At 47.1% G+C, this 22,661-nt stretch carries 19 protein-coding genes and 2 riboswitches; of the genes, 9 read left to right on the top strand and 10 right to left on the bottom strand.

Annotation, left to right across the window (positions count from 1 at the left end; genetic code table 11):
• Positions 1 to 53 precede the first annotated feature (53 nt).
• Together OZ401_RS07550 and OZ401_RS07545 are read left to right on the top strand one after the other, a co-directional pair.
• Complete coding sequence (locus OZ401_RS07550; protein ID WP_341467612.1) at positions 54 to 284, top strand: DUF4177 domain-containing protein; 231 nt, start codon at positions 54 to 56, stop codon at positions 282 to 284.
• A 45-nt stretch (positions 285 to 329) separates the two neighbouring features.
• Positions 330 to 2,501: a heterodisulfide reductase-related iron-sulfur binding cluster gene (locus OZ401_RS07545; protein WP_341467611.1), complete on the top strand. Its 2,172-nt coding sequence runs from the start codon at positions 330 to 332 to the stop codon at positions 2,499 to 2,501.
• 55 nt (positions 2,502 to 2,556) lie between these two features.
• On the opposite strand, the gene OZ401_RS07540 is transcribed toward OZ401_RS07545, so the two are convergent.
• From OZ401_RS07540 to OZ401_RS07525, 4 genes are read right to left on the bottom strand one after another with little or no spacing between them, the layout of a single operon-like run.
• A complete protein-coding gene (locus OZ401_RS07540; RefSeq protein ID WP_341467610.1) occupies positions 2,557 to 3,897 on the bottom strand; it encodes an ATP-binding protein in 1,341 nt (446 codons plus the stop codon).
• A 38-nt stretch (positions 3,898 to 3,935) separates the two neighbouring features.
• Positions 3,936 to 4,709, bottom strand: a complete 774-nt coding sequence (locus OZ401_RS07535; RefSeq protein WP_341467609.1) for an HpcH/HpaI aldolase family protein — start codon at positions 4,707 to 4,709, stop codon at positions 3,936 to 3,938.
• A 23-nt stretch (positions 4,710 to 4,732) separates the two neighbouring features.
• On the bottom strand, positions 4,733 to 6,691 hold the full coding sequence (locus OZ401_RS07530; protein WP_341467608.1) for an alkaline phosphatase family protein: 1,959 nt from the start codon (positions 6,689 to 6,691) through the stop codon (positions 4,733 to 4,735).
• Positions 6,692 to 6,736: 45 nt separating this feature from the next.
• A complete protein-coding gene (locus OZ401_RS07525; RefSeq protein ID WP_341467607.1) occupies positions 6,737 to 7,900 on the bottom strand; it encodes an FtsW/RodA/SpoVE family cell cycle protein in 1,164 nt (387 codons plus the stop codon).
• 315 nt (positions 7,901 to 8,215) lie between these two features.
• Between OZ401_RS07525 and OZ401_RS07520 the strand changes: the two genes are divergently transcribed.
• Together OZ401_RS07520 and OZ401_RS07515 are read left to right on the top strand one after the other, a co-directional pair.
• Entirely contained in the window at positions 8,216 to 10,072 is a 1,857-nt protein-coding gene (locus tag OZ401_RS07520; RefSeq protein WP_341467606.1) for an ArnT family glycosyltransferase, read from the top strand.
• A 7-nt stretch (positions 10,073 to 10,079) separates the two neighbouring features.
• Positions 10,080 to 10,943, top strand: a complete 864-nt coding sequence (locus tag OZ401_RS07515) for a metallophosphoesterase family protein (RefSeq protein WP_341467605.1) — start codon at positions 10,080 to 10,082, stop codon at positions 10,941 to 10,943.
• On the opposite strand, the gene OZ401_RS07510 is transcribed toward OZ401_RS07515, so the two are convergent.
• On the bottom strand, positions 10,940 to 11,311 hold the full coding sequence (locus OZ401_RS07510) for a hypothetical protein (protein WP_341467604.1): 372 nt from the start codon (positions 11,309 to 11,311) through the stop codon (positions 10,940 to 10,942). The genes OZ401_RS07515 and OZ401_RS07510 overlap by 4 nt on opposite strands.
• 238 nt (positions 11,312 to 11,549) lie before the next feature.
• Here OZ401_RS07510 and OZ401_RS07505 point away from each other — a divergent pair, with 238 nt between their 5' ends.
• Positions 11,550 to 12,323 carry a class I SAM-dependent methyltransferase gene (locus OZ401_RS07505; RefSeq protein WP_341467603.1) on the top strand — a complete coding sequence of 258 codons (774 nt, stop codon included), beginning with the start codon at positions 11,550 to 11,552 and terminating at the stop codon, positions 12,321 to 12,323.
• An 80-nt stretch (positions 12,324 to 12,403) separates the two neighbouring features.
• Here the strand turns inward: OZ401_RS07505 and metK are convergent, their stop codons facing one another.
• The 4 genes from metK to mtnA all read right to left on the bottom strand — a co-directional run bounded on the left by metK (position 12,404) and on the right by mtnA (position 17,346).
• Positions 12,404 to 13,618, bottom strand: a complete 1,215-nt coding sequence (gene metK / locus OZ401_RS07500) for a methionine adenosyltransferase (RefSeq protein WP_341469863.1) — start codon at positions 13,616 to 13,618, stop codon at positions 12,404 to 12,406.
• A 36-nt stretch (positions 13,619 to 13,654) separates the two neighbouring features.
• Positions 13,655 to 14,917 carry an adenosylhomocysteinase gene (ahcY, locus tag OZ401_RS07495; RefSeq protein ID WP_341467602.1) on the bottom strand — a complete coding sequence of 421 codons (1,263 nt, stop codon included), beginning with the start codon at positions 14,915 to 14,917 and terminating at the stop codon, positions 13,655 to 13,657.
• A 75-nt stretch (positions 14,918 to 14,992) separates the two neighbouring features.
• Positions 14,993 to 15,964 carry a carbohydrate kinase family protein gene (locus OZ401_RS07490; protein ID WP_341467601.1) on the bottom strand — a complete coding sequence of 324 codons (972 nt, stop codon included), beginning with the start codon at positions 15,962 to 15,964 and terminating at the stop codon, positions 14,993 to 14,995.
• A gap of 329 nt (positions 15,965 to 16,293) precedes the next feature.
• Positions 16,294 to 17,346, bottom strand: coding sequence for an S-methyl-5-thioribose-1-phosphate isomerase (mtnA, locus tag OZ401_RS07485; protein WP_341469862.1), 1,053 nt, complete (start codon positions 17,344 to 17,346; stop codon positions 16,294 to 16,296).
• Between the two features lie 122 nt (positions 17,347 to 17,468).
• A riboswitch (SAM riboswitch) is annotated at positions 17,469 to 17,576 on the bottom strand.
• A 155-nt stretch (positions 17,577 to 17,731) separates the two neighbouring features.
• Positions 17,732 to 17,845: riboswitch (TPP riboswitch) on the top strand.
• A gap of 101 nt (positions 17,846 to 17,946) precedes the next feature.
• Here mtnA and OZ401_RS07480 point away from each other — a divergent pair.
• Genes OZ401_RS07480 through OZ401_RS07470 form a run of 3 tightly spaced genes read left to right on the top strand, consistent with a single transcriptional unit; the run spans position 17,947 to position 20,569 of the window.
• Positions 17,947 to 18,702 (top strand): ABC transporter ATP-binding protein, encoded by a 756-nt coding sequence (locus OZ401_RS07480; RefSeq protein ID WP_341467600.1) that lies wholly within the window; start codon positions 17,947 to 17,949, stop codon positions 18,700 to 18,702.
• Positions 18,695 to 19,465 (top strand): ABC transporter permease, encoded by a 771-nt coding sequence (locus OZ401_RS07475; RefSeq protein WP_341467599.1) that lies wholly within the window; start codon positions 18,695 to 18,697, stop codon positions 19,463 to 19,465. The genes OZ401_RS07480 and OZ401_RS07475 overlap by 8 nt, the downstream gene beginning before the upstream one ends.
• A gap of 45 nt (positions 19,466 to 19,510) precedes the next feature.
• Positions 19,511 to 20,569: an ABC transporter substrate-binding protein gene (locus OZ401_RS07470; protein ID WP_341467598.1), complete on the top strand. Its 1,059-nt coding sequence runs from the start codon at positions 19,511 to 19,513 to the stop codon at positions 20,567 to 20,569.
• Positions 20,570 to 20,660: 91 nt separating this feature from the next.
• On the opposite strand, the gene OZ401_RS07465 is transcribed toward OZ401_RS07470, so the two are convergent.
• Positions 20,661 to 21,044: a hypothetical protein gene (locus tag OZ401_RS07465; RefSeq protein ID WP_341467597.1), complete on the bottom strand. Its 384-nt coding sequence runs from the start codon at positions 21,042 to 21,044 to the stop codon at positions 20,661 to 20,663.
• Positions 21,045 to 21,378: 334 nt separating this feature from the next.
• Here OZ401_RS07465 and bchN point away from each other — a divergent pair, with 334 nt between their 5' ends.
• The gene (gene bchN, locus OZ401_RS07460) at positions 21,379 to 22,659 is read left to right on the top strand and encodes a ferredoxin:protochlorophyllide reductase (ATP-dependent) subunit N (RefSeq protein WP_341467596.1); all 1,281 of its coding nucleotides are present in this window, start codon (positions 21,379 to 21,381) and stop codon (positions 22,657 to 22,659) included.
• Positions 22,660 to 22,661 lie beyond the last annotated feature (2 nt).

The following is a 22,661-nucleotide window of genomic DNA, read 5'->3' as shown; positions in this document are numbered from 1 at the left end:
TTCATTCAAGCGCGGGGCGTTTTTGTCCCGCGCCTCAAATAATTGGATTGCTTATGTGGGAATACTTTCACGCTTTTCTACCGGCAAAAATCCAATCACCCGACGGTCCCAAAAGCTTTGACTCCGCAATTGCCGGAGGACCTAACAAGCTGGTCGCCGAGCATAATTCATATACAACCAAACTGGGAGAATTAGGCTGGGAACTGGTATCCGCCAGCCCGGTCAGTCTTATAGATGGTATTACCGCCGGTATATACCTTATTTTTAAGCGCCCAAAGCAGTAGATTAATTCTACACAAGCAGGGATGCCCATAGAGAGGACTTGAGCGATGAACGCTCCTAACGAGAGTTGGATAGGTCGTATAATCTTTGTTTTACTGGCAGGCGCAGCGATATATTTCTTCGTTGCCCGTGTGATAAAGCTGGTAAACGTACTAAAACAGGGTCAAAATGAGAATCGCTTTGACCAACCCGGCAAACGAATCTGGTTATTCGTCAAGGGCGTATTACTTCAGGAAAGGCTCTGGCGCAGGTTCTGGCCCGGCTTGGCGCATACCCTCACTTTTTGGGGCTTTTTAATAATTCAGTTCGGGTTGATTGAGTTTATTTTTCAGGGTCTAACCGGAATCGCAATTCCGCTGCTCGACTCACGCCCCTTTGCCATCTTGCTGGATATATTTCTAGCGTTGGTAATTATTTCGCTAGTTTATTTTGCCATTCGCCGTGCCTTTGTAAAACCAAAGGTATTGACCACAACTACTGATGCGTGGATTATTCTAGGTCTTATCGCCGGAGTTGTGCTTACGTTGTTATTTGCCGAAGCCTTTGCATGGCGAGCCAACCCCATAGCCGAACACGGTTACGCGCCTATAGGAAGGCGTTTGGGTGAGCTATTAATCCCATCCTCCGGTAATTGGCCCACTCCTACCGAAGCAACCCAAAGTGTGCGGGATTTTGCAGGCATACTTTGGTCTGTCACATGGTGGGCGCATATGGCAGTATTTTTCTCGTTCCTAGCGTATCTACCTTCCTCCAAACATTTGCACTTGCTCGGCAGTTTCTTCACCACTTATTTTCAGAATCTCGGCGCAAAAGGTAAACTCCGTAGCTATGGAAATACCGATGAGCTAGAAAAGCGCATGGAAGAAGAAAAACCCATCGGCGCTTCTAAGATAGAAGATTTTACTTGGAGAGACTTGCTGGATACCTATAGCTGTACCGAGTGTGGACGTTGTACCTCCGTATGTCCGGCTAATCTGACCGGAAAGCCGCTAAACCCTAAGAAAATCATCATTGATCTGAAAACCGAACTCTTTATGCAAAGTGGGTTAGGGTTTGTTGGTCATAAAATGCCTGCCGAAGAAACCACCGGAGCAGCAGATAGCGGTGGTGAATCAGGCAAGAGCGGACATGGGGAATTGCCGCCGCTGGTAGGTGGGCTTACCAGCCATGAGGAATTATGGGCTTGCACTACCTGCCGCGCCTGTATGACCGAGTGCCCGGTGTTTATAGAACATGTGCCAAAAATCGTAGATATGCGCCGATATTTGGTTATGCAGGAAAGCGATTTCCCGAAAGAGATTACGCCAGTGTTTAACAACCTAGAGCGTAACAGTAACCCATGGCAAATTAATAACAAAGAACGCGCCGATTGGCTTAAGAGCTTGCCCGAACACCTACAACACCGCCAAATGGCTGAAATTGATGAGGATGAGGGAATCGAGGTGTTGTTCTGGGTCGGTTGTATGGGCAGTTTCGACAACCGCAACAAGAAGATTTCGGTTAACTTGGCGTTGTTGATGGACGAAGCAGGCATCAAGTGGGGTATTTTGGGCAAGGAAGAAAGTTGCACCGGAGACGCAGCGCGCCGTATGGGCAACGAGTATCTATTTGCAACCCTCGCCCAGCAAAATATCGAAATATTGAACGCCTACAAAGAAAGCCATAAATTCAAAAAGATTGTGACAGGCTGCCCGCACTGCTTCAACACTATCAAAAACGAGTATCCTGAATTTGGTGGCAATTTTGAAGTGGTACATCACTCCAAGTTGGTGGCACAACTCATCGAAGAAGGCCGCATCAAGGCAGGAGATGGATTGGACACCGATAAAGTGACCTACCATGACCCTTGCTACCTCGGACGCTACAACGATATTTATGATGCACCGCGTTATACCTTGAACAGCCTCGGTAACGGTGTGAAAAAGTTGGAGCTCTCTGAAATGCCGCGTAACCGCGACAAAAGTTTCTGTTGCGGAGCGGGTGGTGGTCAAGCTTGGATGGAAGAGAAAATCGGCACCCGCGTAAACCAGACTCGAGTACAGGAAGCCGCCGATACCGGCGCAGAAGTAGTGGCAGCATCTTGCCCATTCTGCATCTCGATGTTTGAGGACGGTATCAAGGGTCGCCAATTGGAGGAAAAGATCAAAGTGCAGGATATTACCGAACTGGTAATGCTCAGCAAAAACAAAAAAGCCCTTCCAATGGCTAAACCGGAATAAGCTTTTTCTAAGAAGTTTTTCAGCCCCCTACGGTAATATTTGAGGGGGCTTTTTTTTATTGCTTCAAATTTTGACGTGATAGCACGATTTGCCCGTTGAGATGATCTATAAACTGACGAGCTACGCGCCCACTTCGTCCGCTATGGCTCAACTCCCATTGCAAAGCGCGGCGGCGCAAATCCTCTCTTTCCATCTCAATCCCGGTGTTAGCTGCCAGCGAAAAAACAATTTCGATATATTTTTGCTGGCTTGGCGTTACGAAAGTGACAATCAAGCCGAAGCGATCGCTCAAAGAGAGCTTTTCTTCCACCGTATCCCATGCAGCTATTTCTTCCTGCTGCCCTGCACCGGGGTTATCGCTGAATTGCTCGCGGATAAGATGGCGACGATTGGAGGTAGCATATATCAGCAAGTTAGAAGGACGCGCCTCTATTGTGCCTTCCAATAAGGCTTTAAGGTCTTTGTAGGAAACCTCGTCTTCCTCAAAGGACAAATCATCCACAAACAGGATGAATTTCTCGCGCCTACCTCTCACCATCTTGGCAATTTGTGGGTAGTCGCTCAACCAATCCTTATGAACCTCGATTAAGCGCAAACCTTGCGAACCGTAGCGATTGAGTAAGCCTTTTACCGTTGAGCTTTTTCCCGTCCCACGCGCCCCGTAAAGTAGCACATTGTTAGCGGGAAGCCCTGCTAAAAATTGCGCCGTGTTTTGCACAATCACCGCTTGCTCATTTGAATAGCCTACCAATTCCTCAAGGCGAATAGGGTCAATGTCCGGCACAGGTTCAAGCATTGCTTGAGGACGTTGCCAGCGAAAGCCATAATAACGCGCCAAATCATCCACGCCCTGATGAACATAATGCTGTTCTAGTTCGATCGCTAACGCGCTCCAATCGTGACTAACCGCAAACTTCTTCTTGAAAGCCAAGCGCGGGGAGTCTTGGGGGGTAGGGCTGGCGCTTGCCGGGTTAAAGTGATCCCACGATGGTAACAAAGGTTCATCCAGAATACGACGCGCTTCGTCCGCAATAACGGCAGAACTGAGAATAAAAAACTTGCGAAGCAAAGCCATGTCTCGCAAAGTAGCTTGGCGGGTGCTAGGCGCTATTTCACGTCCCGCTTTAAGGCTGAAGGGGTTTTTGGAGTCCAGTATTCGATCCAACAGATGGTTCTGCCACACATCTCCGACAATCTCACCCTCATAAAACTCGGCTTCATTGGTCAGGAGTCCGAAAAGTTCGGTATAAACCGTACCAACCTCATCCGGCTGAGCGCCGGCATAAGAGTAGAGCCGCAATAGTTTAAGAAAGTTTTGCCCGATTACATCATTTAAAACATCGCGGTACAACAATAACTGCTCCGCCTGTGCTGCCAGTCGGTTATAAAGTGGCATCTCTCTCTCCCGCCTACTTGAAAAAAGGGATAGTTAGCTTAGCCTCGCGCTTTTTGAAGATTCTGAGTCGCCGCAGTTAGCAAGCTGGAAGCATCGCTGGTAGCGTTAACCATCTGAAAGCCTTCCCGAATACGCTGCGCCGCTGTATCACCGTTACTGCAAAACATACCTAAGGCTACATTATACTTGCGGGCTGCCGCTTTGATTTTTTCCAACGCTGCCACAAACTCAGGCTCTGCGCCTTCGTTGCTAGGCGGCAAACCAAGCGAACCATGCAAATCATTTGGTCCTACAAAAGCTACATCTACACCGGGAACGCTCAAAATCTCTTCCACGTTCGCCAAACCTTTCGCGCTCTCAATCTGCAACGCTACTAGGATTTCATCATTGGCTTTGGTGAGATACTCCTGACGATCAGTTGTACTAAAGCTAAGGCATGCCATTGAACCACCAAAACTGCGCGTACCCAGTGGTGGATATTTACTCCAACTAACTGCCTGTTCTGCTTCCTGCCGAGTTTCTACCATAGGCACAATTACGCCCCATGCTCCGGCATCCAGCGACCATTTAAACCACTCAACGCTATTGAAGGGTAGGCGAACTAACGGCGCACTGACTCCCGCCCCTGCGATTGCGGCAACCGTTTCTGTCAGCAAAGCCGGGTTCTGCGGAGCATGTTCAAAATCCACCACCACCCAATCAAAACCGACATACGCCAGCAAACGAGCATTGTTAAGACCCGGTAAATTATGCCACAGACCAATTGCAGGCTCGCCATTTTTCAACTTTGCTTTGACAAAATTGGAGCGCATTTCTCCCCCTTATATTTTTCCAATTAGGTTTTGATAATATCTTTGCCGGTGCTTCTAGCGCGTGATTTCGCCAGAATATCATGGGATTCCTCTTCGCTGCTACCTTCACCCAACAAACGTCGCTTGAGCCAGAATATCACAATGAAGATTGCAGGAGCAAACAACATCCATATCAAAAACCCGGTAGTATGGTTCAAGGACATAAATTGTAGAAAACTGCTGGATAAATCCGGCGGCAAAGGCGGGTTAGTCTGACCAAAAGGTCCGAAAATTCCGGTGCGCCAATAATACCATGCCCACCAAACCCATGCACTAAAGTAGAGCAATCCGCCTAGCAAATAGACACACGCCATGAAAAGCCGAGCTACCGGGAAAGGCGCTTTTCGCAAACCGGTTATAACCGTATAATCCAAATCGACCCGCCCTACCAGTTTTTGCTGCCGTCTTTCCACCCAATCGAACGCAAGCGCCAGCAACACCAGCGCCACCAATAAACTAAATCCGGCTCTCCAGATGCTGCTATCACGTAAAGCCTCCAACCGCGCCGTATTAAAGCTAAAGGAACGACCTTGAAAAGCGTAAAAAAGATAGGGTAAAGCACTGGCTGCCAGCGCTGCGCCAAAAGCAAGCCACAACAATAGGCTGCGTCTGTAGAAAAAGTAACCCAGCGGTATTAGCACCAATACCAGCGAGAGCACACCCCGTTGTAAACGTGCCTGCGCATACCATTCCTCACGCGCTTGCCCCATATCGTTGCGGGTATAGCGCAAAACCGGGTCAATCACGCCCTCAATATCATCATATAAACCTAACCGATAATCCTGAGAGGCTACCTTAACGCTCTTTTCCGCATCAACCGCCAAAGGTTCATTTACCGCAATCGGCAGCGGCAAACCTAATCTAGCGCGATATGCTCGGCTCAGGTTCTGACGTTGATCGACTAACGCCAGCAATTTCTCCGCCATATCTACAGGCGGAATAGACAGCATCCCGGTCAGGATACGCCCCATATTTTGACGAGGCATCTCAATACCGAGTAGAGCCGCAATTGTTGAGGTTACATCTTCCTGCTTGCCCCAAATCCAATCGCCGGGTTGTACTGCCTGACCGACCATCAGTAGCGGTATCGCCCAACGATCTCCGGCTTTAATAAGCGTATCCCAATCGCCTGTAATAAGCACAGTAGTACGGCTAAGGTCAATCTGGTCATCGCTGGTTAGGCGGATAAGAGCGGTATTTAAACTTTCGCGTGCTTGTGAAAATTCTGGAGAATTTGAGCTAAAAGCATTGGCAGCGTAACCCATCGCGCTCAATTGCACCAGCGTAAAGTTCGCCGATTTCTTTTTGAGAAAATTCAAAACTGCGTCAGCTACATCATTTGAGGGCTGTTCAACCGGAAAAGCAGCTTGATAGCCCCATTCAGGCTTGAGAGCACTTTGCCACTGCGCTGAACCGAAAAAGGCAGTGGTATTGTTGCTACGCAAGGAGGCGGCAAAAAGATTATCCACCTGCTCAAGCTGATATGCTGGCGAAGGTGAAGTTGTAGTGGGAGAGGGATAATCCAGATTGTAGCCACCCGTGATTTCAGGGGATGCTCCCGTAAGTAACGTTACCAAACCCGGCGTTACAGCCGGAACAGAACCGGAGAAAAGGCGCGCCCCGGCGCTGATAGTTGCGCCATTCTCGCCTTCTTTCAGTCGTTTTAGCGCGGGTAAGCCTCTGAAATCATCATCCCCCAAACCGTTGACCACAATCAGCACAACTCGCCCACTCTGAGGCTTAGTTGTTCCCGCCGAACGCGCATCAGGACCGACATCCGTTCCGGTAAGAGAATGTGGGGCAGTTACCTGTATATCCAGAGGCAGATAACTTTCAAGCGATGAGCGCAATAGGATAGGCGAATAATATGCGCCTAGCAGCAATATGCCAACCACCGCAAGGTAAATAATTAAAGCTCGCGTTTTGAGGAACCGACGTCGCATATGTCATTTACCTCAACTACTTAAACTTATATAAGCCGGGGAGTTTTAATCTGCGATTGCGCCACTACGATAATACCAAGTTGTGTCGCGTTGGTGACGCATAGAAACGCTTTCGACTATTCCAAGTGAGATAAACATCGTCCACATCGCGCTATTGCCATTACTAATCAAGGGCAATGGAATACCGGTCACCGGAAATAGTCCCAAATTCATTCCCACATTAATAAATACCTGGAAAAAGAGCATAGTAAACACACCAGCACAAATCATACGCCCGTAACTATCATTACTTTTCTGAGCAATATGCAAAATCCTTGTCAGAATGAGAGCCAGCAATACCAGCAAGGCGATTGAACCCACAAAACCAAATTCCTCCGCTATTACTGAAAAGATAAAGTCAGTGTGACGAATACTCAGATAATTCATAGTATTCTGAACACCACTGGCATAACCTTGCCCCAATAAACCGCCGCCTACTACCGCTTTATTAGATACTTCGAGGTTTCGGCGCTGGCTTGGGTCGGAATAATTCGGGTCCCAGAAACTATGAAAACGTTCATACTGATAGTCGGAGAAGATTTGAACTTTCCCGCCGGTAAGGTCGGGTGCAAACCAAATAAGTAAAACAATCGGCACAGCTATAAAAATTAAACCAAATAGATGCACCAGATTAGTGCCACCCGCCCACGCCATCCCAAACCAAATAGCGATCAAAACCATAGTAGTACCAAGATCTGGCTGGATAAATACCAGAATCACGGCGGGCGCAGCCACCAAAAGAGAGGTTGCAAATACCGGAAAGCGTTGGATACGATGTTCGTTGGTGGCATAAAAACGTGCCAGCACAATCACCATTAGCAACTTAGCAGGTTCTGAAGGCTGTATATCGGTAAAGCCTAAATCAATCCAGCGAGTAGAACCGGAGGTAGTTTGCCCAATTACACGCACCAAAAATAGCAAACCAACGCAAAGTATATAAACTATAAAAGTCACATATTCAAAAAAGTGATAATCCATCCTTGCCATCAAAAACAGCAGAATCATACCGAGACCAACCCCTACGGTTAATTGCTTGATGTGCATATTGAGAGGAGAAAGGGCAGGGTCGGTGTGAGTGGCGCTATACACCATCAATACACCGAAAAGGGCTGTGATAAGTACACCGATGAGCAGAGGAATATCAAAAAAACGCCAAATAGATTTTTCCATGCAATTCCTGATTTACATAATACAAAATACTTCTCAAAACTTAGTATAGCAGATTGAAAATAGATTGCAATATAATTAGGGATATATCATCTTAAACCTGTGGTGAGCAACACTCCGAGAAAGTGAATAATGCCATAGAGAAAAACAGCTTTATATACGTTAATAGAGATGTGAGTAATAATACTTGCAAACATCTTCAAAAGTCCTCTCACTAGAATCTTCTCAATCCTCCTCAAAGAACGCTGTAGAGCAGACAGCGTTCTTTCATTTCATAATACTTTGCGTTTTGGTAACTTGCCAAATATAATAGTCAGCATGCAACAGCACTTTATAAACCCTGCCAGCGTCTTGGAGGGACGTAAATTATCAAGCAAATCTGGGCGAATGTATGCTCTGAAAAAAGCTATTCCTCTATTTTGGGCTGCCCGCGATACGCTAGGAGTGCTGCTGCTGATACCCCTTTACCTGTGGATGCGCTTGCCAAATCTGATGGCGCTTCCCGTCTTCTACGATGAAACCATCTACCTGTCCTATGCCCGTGAGTATATGCTCGACCCACAGCGAAATTTGCTGATTTCCGCCGAACGAGATGGAAAACCGCCTCTGTTTGTGTGGGCTTTAAGCTGGGCATGGAACTGGTTTGATGAACCCTTGACCGGAGCTAGGATGCTCTCGGTAATAGGCGGGGGTGTAACCTGTATCTTTATATATCTAATAGGAAAAAGGGTCTTATCGTCGGTAGCGGGATTTCTGGCTACCCTATTTTACATCTTGTGCCCTCTCATGGTGTTGCATAACCGACTAGCCGTACATAGCAGTTGGGAATCGGCAGCAGGGATGGCAGCGCTATACTTTGCCTGCGCCATTGCAATGCAACCACGCGCCCTTTATGCGCTTGGATTAGGAGCAGCGTTAGGGCTGGGAATGTTTGTAAAACAAACGGCATTGTTTGCTATTGGTCTCACCCCACTGGTAGCCTTTATTTTGCATCGCCGACCGGATATATGGGAGCGATTAAAAAACCCTCAGCCAAGCTTCTTGAGAAAGTTTTCGCTATGGTGGTATCAAATGCGGGTGCGGCATCTTCCCCAATTAGCGCGCAATTCTGCTATACAGTCATCCCAACTTATTAATGAAAGGAAAAGCACACTCTTCTTAAAGGTTTCGCGCCTATACAAAATACGCCTTTTTAAAACGCGATCGCAAAATTTACGCGGTTTCCTGTATATGGCTGTGGTTGGATTTCTAGGTATTGCTATAGCGGGAGCAGCTTATTTACCGCTCCAAACCGGCAAAGATGCCGCCTACTTGAGCAGCACCGATACCAGTTATGCCCTTACATTTAAAGAGATTTTAGCTTTCCCTTTGGATTTATGGCATTCAAACTTTAGCCAAACTTGGGAGTGGTGGCTAACCTACTACAATGTACCGCTATTAGTGCTGGCGCTAGCTGCCTTTGGTTACGCGATTTTACGCCCACGCTTCGGACATGCCGAACTGGTATTGGTTTGCTGGGCAATTCTACCGATTATTGCGCAAATGATTCTGGCGAGGCAACATTGGTTTTCGCGGTACATTACCCCATTTGGTCCCCCTATGCTATTATTGGCAGCCTTCGCAATTTATCGATTAGGACGATATTTGATTCGGGTGAGCCGTGAGAGAATGGGATGGTCTGGGGCAGTTGGAGTAGCCTTTGGGATATGTTTGGTTCTAATAACTATCGCGCCTTGGGTCAAACTGGACGACCAAATTATTAATCACCCGGCTGAAGCGCAATTAGCCACACGCGATCGCTGGCAATATATCGAAGGCTGGCCCAGTGGTTATGGACTAGAAGAATCGCTAAATACCCTGCGCGACCTAGCTGCCACCGACCCCATTTTGATCTACATAGATCAGGATAACGTAACTCCTGAAATTTATTACATGACCAAATTAAGCCAACTTAAAGGCTGGGTTTTCTTCGGGCGTACTGCCGAGGTTAATTGGATGACCCGCAATTTCAGAGGCGAACGCGATACTTACTACATTACCACCGTACAACCCGATGAGGTATTGCGCCCATACCTTAAGCCTATAAAATCATTTCCCAAGCCGAGCGGAGAATCGAGTATAACTATTTATCACTTCGTAGAGCCTGAAAATAAGCCAGAAATTCCATATCAGTAACAGTTTTATGAAAATTGCTGCTATTTCCGATATTCACGCTAACTTGCATGCGTTGGATGCAGTGCTTGAAGATATTTCCAAGCAGAACTGTGATGTGTTGGTAGTGGCGGGAGATTTCATCGATTGCGGTCCTTTTCCAGTGGAAACAATCCGCAAGTTGCGCGCCCTCATGCCTGTGATGATTAGAGGCAATCACGAGGGCTACATATTGGACAATATTTTCAGTGATAAATTCGAACATCCTCCCTTTCGCGCGCTCTATGCACCGGGTAAATGGGCGGCAACATGTCTTACCACTGAAGAAAAAGATTGGTTAGCCAGCCTACCCACCCGTGCAGAATTAAATTACGGAGCAGATGTTAATGTGCTGGTAGTGCATGGCTCACCGCGCCGAGATAACGAACCGATATATCCGAATATGCCGGATGGATTGCTTGAAGAAATGTTTGAAGGCGAAGTGCGACCTCGCCGATTGGTAATAGCAGGTCATACGCATCGTCCTGCTCTTATACGCTGGAGAGGAATGACCCTAGTTAATTGCGGCTCGGTGGGATACCCAATTGATGGAGATACTCGCGCATGCTATGCCATAGCGGAGTGGAATGGGGAGGATTGGCTGGTACAACATAGAAGAGTGGAATATAACCGGAATGCTGCCCTGAAAGCAATCAAAAAAAATGCCAGCCTACAAGAGGCTGGTCCAATCATGCGGTTCATCCAATATCTAGTAGAGACTGGTACAACCGCCGGGATGAGCGAATTTGTAAATCGATACATCAAATCAGGTGATCACCCCACACCACCTGACGATATGGAACATCTCGAAATGGCAGTCATTGACTACCTGAGGCAATATTACAACAATTCCTAGAACTCGATACGGCGTCTTGCATCCTCTAAAGAGGCAGGCGCACCCTTACTAGCATACAAGCGTAATACCATCACCACAAACACGGTGAGCGCAATTAGTATAATTACCCCTGCCACAGTAAATATCCAGAGTGTGGCGCTCTCAATTAACAAGATTAGAGTTGCCAACATTGTGAGAATTCCGGCATCGGCGGCAATTAGCCAAGTCAACCCAACACGAAACAAACGCGGGTTAATCATTCCAAAGCTGAAGGAAAGCGCCGCAAAAATAATGCCTAGACCACCTACCCACGCGCCAATCACAGTAAGGCTGCTTATTGAACTTACAGCGGTAGGATCAGTCACTATAGCAGTGTCAAGTACGATCATAAAATTATATCTCCTCGTATCAGGCTTACTCAACCGGGTACTATCTAAAAGATTGTAGCATGTGGAACTACACTCAGAATATAGCCTAGACTACAATCGTAAACATCATTGCTTGTAAATATCTGGTTAAAAAATAATAACAAATATCCATTGACAAACTTACTACCCGATTGTAGCATGTTAATATTCTTTTAGGAGTAACTTGAGATTTTCACCATTTAGTGCTTTAGGATAATGGATGTTTACAAAAATTGAGCAAACCCGCTGGCAGGGAAGCCAGTTCTCCTCCCCGGAACAACCCACTGTTGAGGTTTCGGATAGTTGGCTCAATAGTGAAGGTCAGCAACGCGCCCGTTACAGATTTGCTCGCGAATTAATGCGAGGTAATGATGTCCTTGAAATAGGGTGCGGAAGTGGTCACGGAAGTGTTACTCTTCTTAAAAGCGGAGCACGCAGCGTGACCAGCGTGGATACTTCTCCTGACGCAATCGAAAGCGCCCGCCGACATTACGCCGCTTCCAATCTACATTACCAGTTAGCCGATCTCCAGAAATTGCCTTACTCCAAAGCCAGTTTTGATGTTATAGTAGCTTTCGATATTATTGAACAAGTAACTGACCCAGAGAAGCTTCTCAAAGAATTTCATCGCGTTTTACGTAGTGGTGGCACTTTGATAATCTCCAGCCACAACCGACAATATTTTTCAGAGGGATACGACCATAGCCTGTACTTGCGACGAGGGTTTACTCCCGCTGAGTTGATCGAAATTCTATCGCATCGTTTCAAACCACCTTACCGAATTTACGGGCAGTTTGAAATAGGACAACTGACTACAAGCGGCGTTTCTTCTTATATCCCGACCATAACTGAAGGTTTAAATACTGGAGATATGAAGAAGTGTTCAAAGAAATCATTCCGGCAAGGGCATGCCTATCTTAGTGAGGATGATTTCGTCTTTAGCGAGCAGCATTTGGAAGAAGCGCCAATCTTGCTGGCTTTGTGCCATAAGTAAAACCAACTAAGATATAAAATATTCAGGGGTCTTGCCATAAAAAGCAAGACCCCTTTTGAATTAACGAAAAAGTTCCCGATTTAGATCGCTACTGCCGCAGCGAGACCCGCTTCTTGCCGCAGAATCTCAGCCTTGTCGGTACGTTCCCAAGGAAGGTCAATATCGGTGCGTCCGAAGTGACCGTAAGCCGCAGTCTGGCGGTAGATAGGTCGGCGAAGGTCTAGCATTTTGATGATTCCGGCAGGGCGGAGGTCAAAATACTTGTTAACGAGATTAAGAATAACCTCATCCGCAACCTTGCCAGTTCCATAGGTTTCAACCATCAACGAGATGGGACGCGCCACGCCAATTGCATAAGAAACCTGCAACTCTACGCGATCGGCTAACCCGGCAGCAATGATGTTCTTAGCAACGTAGCGAACTGCGTATGCAGCAGAGCGGTCTACTTTGGTTGGGTCTTTGCCACTGAACGCGCCGCCGCCGTGACGGGCAATACCGCCGTAGGTATCCACGATGATTTTGCGTCCGGTCAAACCAGCATCGCCCATAGGCCCGCCGATTACAAACCGCCCGGTGGGGTTAATGTAGAAGCGGGTATTGGCATCCAGCAGTTCGAGCGGTACAACCTGTTTAATAACCTGCTCGATAACGTCTGTTTCAATCTGTTCGCTCGAAACATCGGGCGAGTGCTGGGTGCTAACAACTATGGCATCGATACGTTTGGGCTTGCCATAGCTATATTCAACTGTTACTTGGCTCTTGCCGTCTGGGCGCAGATAGCCTAACTGACCACTCTTGCGAGTAGCGGCAAGTCGGCGGGTGATACGATGGGCTAATGCAATGGAGAGAGGCATTAATTCATGAGTTTCATTGCAAGCATAACCAATCATCATACCCTGATCGCCTGCACCGATAGCATCAATTTGCTCTTCGGTCATTTCGCCGCGCTTGGCTTCGAGAGCCTTATCTACGCCCATAGCAATATCACTGCTCTGTTCTTTGATAGACACAATGATACCGCAGCTATTGCCATCAAAGCCCATTTCGCTGCTGTTATAACCAATATCGAGAACCGCATTACGTGCGATTTGATCAATATTGACGTAAGCAGAAGTGGTGATTTCACCTGCCACCAGAATTAAGCCAGTGGTAGTGCTGGTTTCACAGGCTACGCGGGCAAGGGGATCCTGTTCGAAAATAGCGTCCAAAACCGCATCGCTAATTTGATCACACATCTTGTCAGGATGCCCCTCAGTTACGCTCTCACTGGTAAGAAAGAACTGGGGTGAACTCATAAAAGTATTCATTGTACTGCTGTCTCCTCTCTCAAATTAAGTGCCACTCTGCCAACTGGAAAGATAAGCCTGTTGCGCGTCAGTAAGAACATCTATATCCACACCCATAGCTTTTAATTTAAGGGCGGCAATATTTTCATCAATTTCGCGTGGAACTACATATACTTTGTTCTCCAACGTGCCAAGTTTTTTGAACACCCATTCAGCGGCAAGCGCTTGGTTAGCAAAGCTCATGTCCATTACGCTGGCGGGATGTCCTTCTGCCGCTGCAAGATTTAGCAACCGTCCGTCTGCCAGCAAGTACACCTTTCGTCCGTCAAAGAATTTGAACTCTTCTACAAATTCGCGTACTACGCGGCGGGTTTCGGATAGCTCATCCAGAAATCCAATATTGATTTCATCATTAAAGTGACCGCTATTGCCAATAAGGCAGCCATCTTTAATCTTCCGCAATTGGCGGTCAACTACGTTCAGGTTTCCGGTAACGGTGATGATAATATCGGCAATAGGGGCAGCCTGTTCCATTGTCATAACCCGGAAGCCGTCCATTACCGCTTCAAGCGCACGGATAGGGTCAATCTCGGTTACAATAACCTGCGCTCCCATCCCTCTAGCGCGTGAAGCCAAACCACGACCACACCAACCGTAGCCAGCCACTACAAAATTCTTGCCTGCCAACAAAACATTGGTAGCACGCAGCAACCCGTCAAGGGTGCTTTGTCCGGTACCATAGCGATTGTCGAACATATGCTTGGTGTCCGCTTCATTAACCGCCACGATAGGGAAGCGCAATGCGCCGTCCTTCTCCATTGCCTTCAAGCGAATAACGCCGGTGGTTGTTTCTTCAGTGCCGCCGATAATATCGGCAATTTGGGAAGGGCGATCCTGATGCAAGCGAGAAACAAGGTCGCAACCGTCATCCATAGTTTGGGTGGGATGGCTATCCAGCACTGCATCCAGATGGCGGTAATAAGTTTCGTTATCTTCGCCCTTGATAGCATAAACCGGAATACCGTATTCCACCAACGCAGCCGCAACATCATCTTGGGTGCTGAGCGGATTGGAAGCACAGGCTACCACCGAAGCGCCGCCCGCTTTCAAAGTAATTAACAGGTTGGCGGTTTCAGTCGTAATATGAAGACAGCAACCGAGTCTTTGTCCTGCCAGCGGTTGTTCTTTTTCAAAGCGGTCTCTAACCTGCTTCAAAACGGGCATTTCAAGAGCAGCCCAAGCTATACGGTCGCGCCCTTTTCCGGCAAGGGTCATATCTTTAACATCGTAATTGTTGACTTGCGTCATTCCTTTAATTATCTCCTTGTAATTATCCGGCGTTAAAACACGCCTGTTTCCAGAAAACCCGGTTAAATCATTGATTTATTTTGCGAGAACTTCCGCTTCCCATAGTGGCATTGCAGGAGTACCAAAATGCTCGTGATAACGAGATTCAAACTCAGTCATAGTATATTTCTGACCTTGTGTGCCACTGGATTCAACACAGAATGTTGCCGCCAATGCTGCCACGCGACCTAGTTGGTCAAGGTCATATCCTCGTCTGAGACCTTTTAAGAGACCACCCCTAAATGCATCACCTGCACCGGTTGGGTCACGTACTACTTTGGCAGGAACAGTTGGTATTTGAGCAATACCAGAACGGCTATAGATAGTAGAACCATTCTCACCTTTAGTAACAACCACATATTCGGAGGTTTCAAGCATTTTTTCAGGGGTTAGACCGGTCTTCTCACGCAGAATTTCTAGCTCATAGTCGTTACCGATAACCAATTTCGCGCCGTTAACCCCATCCAGCAACGCGCCACCATCGAAAGCGATTACCTGCCAGCCAATATCATAGACGTAAGGAACTTTCAACTGCTGGCACTCACGCACATGCTCTATCATTGCGCGGGGGTCATCAGGTGAGACTATGCAGATTTCGATATCTTCCGGTTTAGCATCTTCAATCCGTACTTCGCTGGCGTGTTCCATCGCGCCCGGATAAAACCCGGTTATTTGACTTCCAGATTTGTCGGTTGTAATAAAGCACGAGGCAGTTACCTTATCATGTACAACTTTGACGAGGCTGGTATCCACCCCTACTTCTTCAAGCGCAGCGCGATAAGCCTGAAAATCGTGTCCCACCGTGCCGAGAATGCTAGAACGCTCACCCAGTAAAGCCAACGTATACGAAATATTGGGTGCGCAACCGCCATGCATCTTTTTCAACGATGAAACCAGGAAAGAGACATTAAGAATATGAATTTTCTCAGGTAAAATATGATCTTTGAAATAACCCGGAAAATCCATAATGTGGTCATAGGCGATAGAGCCTGTTACGATTATTGACATTACTCCTCCTGCTGCGTAACTTCAAGTATTGGTAAATACCCTCACATTACTCTCCAAAACCATCTTCAGTAGTAGAGAGTATTCCGGGAGTTAGAATTATTTTCCCCGCTAGTCAAACGCTAATATCCCCATTAGTATTTATAGCGCCGGACACCTGAGTATTTTTAGAAGCGTAATAATCCGTAGCAACTCAGGTGTAGAATCATGATACCTAGAATTTCAATGTATATTTTGTCAGTCTTAAGTTCAATTTCAAGTGTTTAAACTACAAAAGTCTAGACTCAATACTACTAATCAACTTGCTTGAGCAAAATCTTGAAAACCAGCGCTTATTTTTCAAACAACGCCGGGATACTTTGCTCATAAGGTGGGCGCGCAATACCCTTTTCAGTGATAATCCCGTGAATATATCTCGCCGGAGTCACATCGAAACCAAAGTGGGCAGCATGAACTCCTTCTGGTGCAATTCGCTTACCGCCGATGAAAACAACTTCGTCCGCGCTGCGTTCCTCGATTGGGATTTCTTCACCGGATTTAATCTTTAAATCAATAGTGGTTAGCGGAGCGGCTATATAGAAGGGAATGTTATTTTCCTTTGCCAGTACCGCCACCATATAGGTGCCGATTTTGTTGGCAGTATCGCCGTTTGCCGCTATGCGGTCAGCTCCGGTCACAATGAATTGAACCTTACCCCGTTGCATCAAATGTCCCGACATATTGTCGGTTATCAGAGTGTGCGGAATACCGAGTTGCTGCATTTCCCAAGCAGTAAGACGCGCCCCTTGCAGATAAGGGCGAGTTTCATCCACCCAAACGTGAATCTTCTTACCGGCTTCATGCGCAGCGGTAATCACACCCACGGCTGTACCATAACCAGCGGTAGCCAAACCACCCGCATTACAATGGGTTAGGATATTATCGCCGTCTTTGATAAGTTCTCCGCCGAACGCGCCTATCGCCTTGCAAAAAGCCAAGTCATCCGCTTGTATTTGCTTTGCCAGTCTTAGGAGTTCCCACGGGATGCTGACCACTTGGATATAAGCATCGTGCAGACGGTGCGCGAGTGACAAGGATTGGTCAATCGCCCATTTGAGGTTAACAGCGGTGGGACGGGTTTCATTAAGCCATGCGCCCGCTTCGTCCAGCTTTTCGATAAATTCGTCACGAGGGAGGTTACGGTATTCCAGCGCCGCCAGCGCCATAGCGTAAGCGGCAGTTACTCCGATAGCAGGTGCGCCACGCACAATCATGGTGCGAATCGCTTCGCCGGCTTCATGGAAGTTACGGCACTCAACATTCTCAAAATGATGGGGCAATTTGATTTGGTCAATTAACAATAGGGTGAGGTCGGAATCTCGCCATTCTATCGTTTTAACTTTCAGTGTAGGCGTTGAAGTCGCATTCTCGCTCAATTGAACACCCCTTTGGCAAGGCAAAAAAAATCCTCGGTTTCGCATTTGCTCGCATCAATCCGAGAATAGACGTAACTTGCCAAAGTTAACGCCTCTCATCTTTCAGGCTATAATCGCCTGCCGGAATTGGCACCACTCCCGAAAATTCGGGCGGTTGCCGGGCTTCATAGGGCCAGTCCCTCCACCTCTCTTGATGAGAGCAATATTCAGTTGTTATGAATGCTTAATATGCATCTAAACGAAATATAACATGGCAAAAAGTACATTGCAAATGACTTGTGCTACAAAACAAAAAGTATTATGATACTGCCAAATATCATTATTCTATAGTCTGACTGCTTTTGCACCTTTTAAAAAAAATACCAACGGGAGCTTGGACTTTCCAGGCTGAGAGGAAGATTGAAAGTATCTTCGACCGTTTGAACCTGATCCGGGTAATACCGGCGAAGGGAAATTCCACTTATTTCGATTTATTTATATATTTCGTAACTAATTAAGTGGAATAAACGGGCGAGCCGCAGGATTTTTCTCCAGTATTCCTGTGGCTCTTTTGATTCTAGCTATCGAAATATGGAAACAATATCCAAAATTCAAATAAATAGTCTTAATAAATCCTATGGCACACTGCCCATACTCGATAATATTAGCATCGTGGCAAATCGGGGCGAGTTTGTTTCTCTGGTTGGACCGAGTGGCTGTGGTAAAAGCACTCTTTTTAATATTTTGGCAGGACTTGAAACAGCCGATTCCGGAGAATTTCGCTATGACAATCAGCCCTTCCAACCGCAACCGGGCAAAATAGCTTACATGCTCCAACGTGATGCGCTTTTACCGTGGCGTTCCGCGCTGGATAATGCCGCGCTAGGACTTGAACTTGCCGGAACACCCCGCAAGATAGCCCGCGAACATGCGCACACTTACTTTGAAATTTTCGGCTTGAAGGGTTTTGAAAAGAGCTTTCCGTGGCAAATGTCAGGCGGTATGCGCCAGCGGCTTGCCCTCTTGCGCACCTTTCTGACCGAACGCGAGGTTATGCTGCTGGATGAGCCATTCGGAGCGTTAGATGCCCTAACCAGAGCCGGGCTTCAGGAATGGCTGGCAGAGATGCAAGCAAAGCTTCGCCGCACCATCCTGTTCATCACCCACGATATTGAGGAAGCGTTACTACTCAGCGAACGAATCTACATATTCAGCCATCGCCCCGCCGCCATCCGCGAGGTACAGGAAGTCCTGATTCCAAAGCCACGTTCGGTTTCCGACTCAGGGTTAGTGGAACTAAAAGCCCGCCTGTTGTCAATCCTAAAACCGGAGGCGGAATATGCCTAAGTTTTTGAAAATTTACCTTCCGCCCGTGCTACTGGTTATAGCATTATTCGCTATCTGGCAAATATACGTGGATGTGTCGGCTATTTCATCCAGCGTACTGCCTTCTCCCACCAAAATAGCGAGGGCGCTGGTAAATGCCTTACCCGAAATCTGGGATAACACGCTGGTAACATTGCTCGAAACGTTGATTGGCTTTACCGTAGCGTTGATACTTGGTTTTCTCTTTGCCATGTTGCTGGATAATTCGCTGCTGGCTAAGAGAGCGATATACCCCCTGCTGGTAGCAAGCCAAACTATTCCATTGGTCGCAATTGCCCCCCTACTGATTGTGTGGTTCGGCTTTGACCTGCTACCCAAGATTATTATTGTGTGGTTGGTGTGTTTCTTTCCAATTACCGTTGGTGGAGTAGATGGATTCGCCGGGGTAGACCCCGATGCAGCAAAAATCTTCAGAGCTTTGGGTGCAAGCAAACGCCAAATTTTCTGGAAATTGCGATTGCCCACCGCACTACCTAGCCTGTTTTCCGGCATTCGTATTGCCATAACTTACAGCGTAGCGGGCGCAATTCTAGGCGAGTACGCCGGAGCGCAAAAAGGTTTGGGGCGTTTGATTTCGCTATACGCTCGTTCCTTCAATCGCGAGTTGGTGTTCGCAGTAGTATTCGTAACCGCAGTATTCAGCCTGCTACTATTTGGGCTTGTTTCGCTGGTGCAATGGCGCATTATGCCTTGGTATTACCAGATGCGCCAGTTTAAGAAGTAGTGTTATGTCAACTAGATAGGCTGGTTGACTATAAGGAGGATAAATATGACTGCTAAGTTCAAGAAAAGCGCTATCTTTATGGCGCTGGTATTGCTGACAAGCCTGTTGCTGGCGGCTTGTAGCGATAGCACCGCCACCCCCGCAAAAAGCGGAGAAGCTGCTACCAAAGTTCCTGTTGAAACCCTTTCATTGGCTTTAGATTGGGTTCCTAATACCAATCACACCGGAATCTACGTTGCCCTCGCCAAAGGATGGTACGCCGAAGAAGGGATTGATTTGAAGATCCTGCCCTACAGCGAAGCCGCTACTCCCGAAAGCCTGATTGCCAGCGGCAAAGCTGAGCTAGGCATCGGCGCGGCTGAGGGCATTGTAAGCGCCGCCGCCGCAGGACAATCACTTGTCTCAATCGCCGCAATCATCCAAAAGGATACCAGCGCACTGGTTACGCTAAAAAATTCAGGTCTTACTTCACCAAAAATGCTAGTTGGCAAAAAGTATGCCGGCTTTGGCGCATCATACGAAGAGCCTGTCATCAACTCCATGATCAAGTTTGATGGAGGCAATGGCACTTTTGAGAATATCACCGCCAATGTCTTTGGTTACGAAGCTGTGCTTAACAAGCAAGCCGATTTTGTATGGATTTTCGAAGGTTGGGACGAAATCGAGGCTAAATTGCGAGGGATTGACCTGAATGTAATCCCTATTACCAAATACGGCGTGCCAGATCGTTATACCCCGCTAATTGAAACCAGCGCAGATGTAATTTCCAAAAAAAGCGATGCCCTCAAGCGTTTTATGAAAGCAACAGTTCGCGGGTATGAGTACTCAATTACCAATCCCAAAGATGCGGCAGACCTCTTGATAAACTCGAACCCTGCAGGCACTTTTAGCAATAAAGAGCTAGTATATAAGAGCCAAGATTATCTCAGCCCGAAATACAAGGAAGGTGCCACTCAGTGGGGTAGCCAAACTCTTAAGATGTGGACTGATTATCCCCGGTTTATGTTCCAAGCCGGTATTCTGAAAGATGCCGACAATAAGCCGCTCACCAAAGAATTAGACTACAACAAGCTATTCAGCAACGAGTTTCTACCCAAGAATTAGGATTTTTACGAGGAATAAAGACAAGGGGCTTAAGCCCCTTGCCTGAAATAAAATTCTGATAAAAGTGTTCTATACTACGCGGAGTCAGGAATTAGTTGATTCCAAGTTCTACTAATTGATCGCAAATCTTCTCATAATTGCGTAAAAGCTGAATCCAGTAATCTTCCCAATCCGCAATTTGGCGAGGGTTACGCCCGGCAGCGCGCGCCTCTTCAATTGCCGCTGCCCCACGATCAAGCCGCTCAATCAATTCATCTCTTTTCATTTCCAATGCCGCAATAAGCTCTTCTTTTTCGTGTTTTACTCTTGCTTCTTCAACCTCAGTTTGAGTAGAAACAGTATTAGCGCGAGTGCGACTGCGTGTCGTTCCAGATCGTTCTCTTTTAACCGGAGCTTTATTTCCAGCTTTTGCAGCTTCCTGAGTTGTTCCGTATCTTTCATCCAGTTCTTGGAGATCCCTCAGTGGCATTGCCATAGCTACCTACTCCTTATATTAATTCTCAATATATTTTTGTCTATTTGTTCTAATTTTAGCCCGTTTTTTATTTAGAGTCAACAGTTTATAGAACGAATTTTCCAACTATTGCAGGGCAGATGCCATTAAGCCAAAAAATGTAGTAACAACTACTGACTACCATGCCGCGTTTTAGTAACATTTAGCCTTGACGGGCAAGGTTTGCTCACCCGTATTGCTTGCCCATGCACCTAATCTAACATTTAGAAATTTTGTGCCACATTGGTTTATAACATAGATAAATAATGATCGGGACGCTCTGAGCGCGTTCCAAACACCTAGAGGGAGCAGTGCAATGACAATAGCACCCGATACCCTTCCCGAAATTCCAGAAGCAGAAGTTCTGCGCGAAGATAACGGCTATCACGCCTTTTGTGGGCTAACCTGCACCGGTTGGCTGTACCAGAAGATGAAAGATAGCTTTTTTCTGATATTGGGAACACATACCTGCGCACACCTGATGCAAAACGCGCTTGGGGTTATGATTTTCGCAAAACCGCGCTTCGGCGTGGCTATGGTGGAAGAAGGCGATTTGAGCGCGCCCCAAATTGACATTACCGACATTGTTAAAAATATTGTGGAAGAACATAACCCTTCCATCATATTTCTGTTAAATAGTTGCACACCCGAAATCATGAAAGTGGATTTCGAGTCGATGGCGCGCCGCCTGAACCAGCAATTTAACAACGTCCCGGTCTTACCGGTACGAGCTGATGGGCTTGAATACACCATGACCCAATCCGAAGATTGCGTCATCGAAAGCCTGCTGCAATTCTGCCCTGTAGCCCCTGCGGGAGATAAACGCATCGTTTTTATGGGCGCAGTCAACGATGTAAACACCACTGACCTAAAACGAGAAGCCGAAAAATTGGGGCTGCCGGTTGCCGGCTTCGTACCTGCCAACACTATCGGCGAGCTTCCGGCAATAGGACCGGATACCATCTTAGCCCCGCTACATCCCTATGTAGCTAAATCTATTACACAGTTCAGCCGCTTACGGGGAGCAAAAGTGCTGCAAAGCCAATTTCCGATTGGACCTGATGGCACTCGCGTTTTCTTTGAAGATTTGGCACGCCACTTTGGTAAGGAAATCAACCTTGCCGAGCGCGAAGCGGAAATCTGGCGCAACTTGGAAAGCAAAGTTTCAGCAATTCGAGGCAAACGCATCTTCATTACCGGAGATAACATGCTGGAATTGCCCATCGCGCGGTTTTTACGCAAGTGTGGTGCGGAACTGATCGAAGTTGGCACACCTTATGTAAATCGCAAATTCCATAAACGCGAATTGCAAGCATTGAATGGCTTAAGAGTGGTTGAAATGCCCAACATGCATCGCCAGATTCGCGACATCCGAGAGCTAAAACCCGATCTCGTTGTTACAAATTTCTGGGAGGCTAACCCCTTTGAAGCCGAAGGCATTGCCACCAAATGGTCAACCGAGATTATCTTTACCCCAATCTACGGCTTTACGGGTGCAAGTGACCTCGCCAACCTGTTTGCTCGCGCGTTGAACCGGCACCGCAAACTCGATGTGCTGGATTGGAAAGAATTCTTGCCTAATAACCAGGAGAATTAGCT

The sequence above is a fragment of the Candidatus Chlorohelix allophototropha genome (assembly GCF_030389965.1).
In the GTDB taxonomy this organism is placed as follows: domain Bacteria; phylum Chloroflexota; class Chloroflexia; order Chloroheliales; family Chloroheliaceae; genus Chlorohelix; species Chlorohelix allophototropha.
This window is presented reverse-complemented; position numbering and strand designations above follow the sequence as displayed.

What these genes read in the sequence shown, in the direction of transcription:
- OZ401_RS07550 (WP_341467612.1), top strand. Translation starts at nt 54, where the DNA reads ATGTGGGAATACTTTCACGCTTTTCTACCGGCAAAAATCCAATCACCC.
- OZ401_RS07545 (WP_341467611.1), top strand. Translation starts at nt 330, where the DNA reads ATGAACGCTCCTAACGAGAGTTGGATAGGTCGTATAATCTTTGTTTTA.
- OZ401_RS07540 (WP_341467610.1), bottom strand. Translation starts at nt 3,897, where the DNA reads ATGCCACTTTATAACCGACTGGCAGCACAGGCGGAGCAGTTATTGTTG.
- OZ401_RS07535 (WP_341467609.1), bottom strand. Translation starts at nt 4,709, where the DNA reads ATGCGCTCCAATTTTGTCAAAGCAAAGTTGAAAAATGGCGAGCCTGCA.
- OZ401_RS07530 (WP_341467608.1), bottom strand. Translation starts at nt 6,691, where the DNA reads ATGCGACGTCGGTTCCTCAAAACGCGAGCTTTAATTATTTACCTTGCG.
- OZ401_RS07525 (WP_341467607.1), bottom strand. Translation starts at nt 7,900, where the DNA reads ATGGAAAAATCTATTTGGCGTTTTTTTGATATTCCTCTGCTCATCGGT.
- OZ401_RS07520 (WP_341467606.1), top strand. Translation starts at nt 8,216, where the DNA reads ATGCAACAGCACTTTATAAACCCTGCCAGCGTCTTGGAGGGACGTAAA.
- OZ401_RS07515 (WP_341467605.1), top strand. Translation starts at nt 10,080, where the DNA reads ATGAAAATTGCTGCTATTTCCGATATTCACGCTAACTTGCATGCGTTG.
- OZ401_RS07510 (WP_341467604.1), bottom strand. Translation starts at nt 11,311, where the DNA reads ATGATCGTACTTGACACTGCTATAGTGACTGATCCTACCGCTGTAAGT.
- OZ401_RS07505 (WP_341467603.1), top strand. Translation starts at nt 11,550, where the DNA reads ATGTTTACAAAAATTGAGCAAACCCGCTGGCAGGGAAGCCAGTTCTCC.
- metK (WP_341469863.1), bottom strand. Translation starts at nt 13,618, where the DNA reads ATGAGTTCACCCCAGTTCTTTCTTACCAGTGAGAGCGTAACTGAGGGG.
- ahcY (WP_341467602.1), bottom strand. Translation starts at nt 14,917, where the DNA reads ATGACGCAAGTCAACAATTACGATGTTAAAGATATGACCCTTGCCGGA.
- OZ401_RS07490 (WP_341467601.1), bottom strand. Translation starts at nt 15,964, where the DNA reads ATGTCAATAATCGTAACAGGCTCTATCGCCTATGACCACATTATGGAT.
- OZ401_RS07480 (WP_341467600.1), top strand. Translation starts at nt 17,947, where the DNA reads ATGGAAACAATATCCAAAATTCAAATAAATAGTCTTAATAAATCCTAT.
- OZ401_RS07475 (WP_341467599.1), top strand. Translation starts at nt 18,695, where the DNA reads ATGCCTAAGTTTTTGAAAATTTACCTTCCGCCCGTGCTACTGGTTATA.
- OZ401_RS07470 (WP_341467598.1), top strand. Translation starts at nt 19,511, where the DNA reads ATGACTGCTAAGTTCAAGAAAAGCGCTATCTTTATGGCGCTGGTATTG.
- OZ401_RS07465 (WP_341467597.1), bottom strand. Translation starts at nt 21,044, where the DNA reads ATGGCAATGCCACTGAGGGATCTCCAAGAACTGGATGAAAGATACGGA.
- bchN (WP_341467596.1), top strand. Translation starts at nt 21,379, where the DNA reads ATGACAATAGCACCCGATACCCTTCCCGAAATTCCAGAAGCAGAAGTT.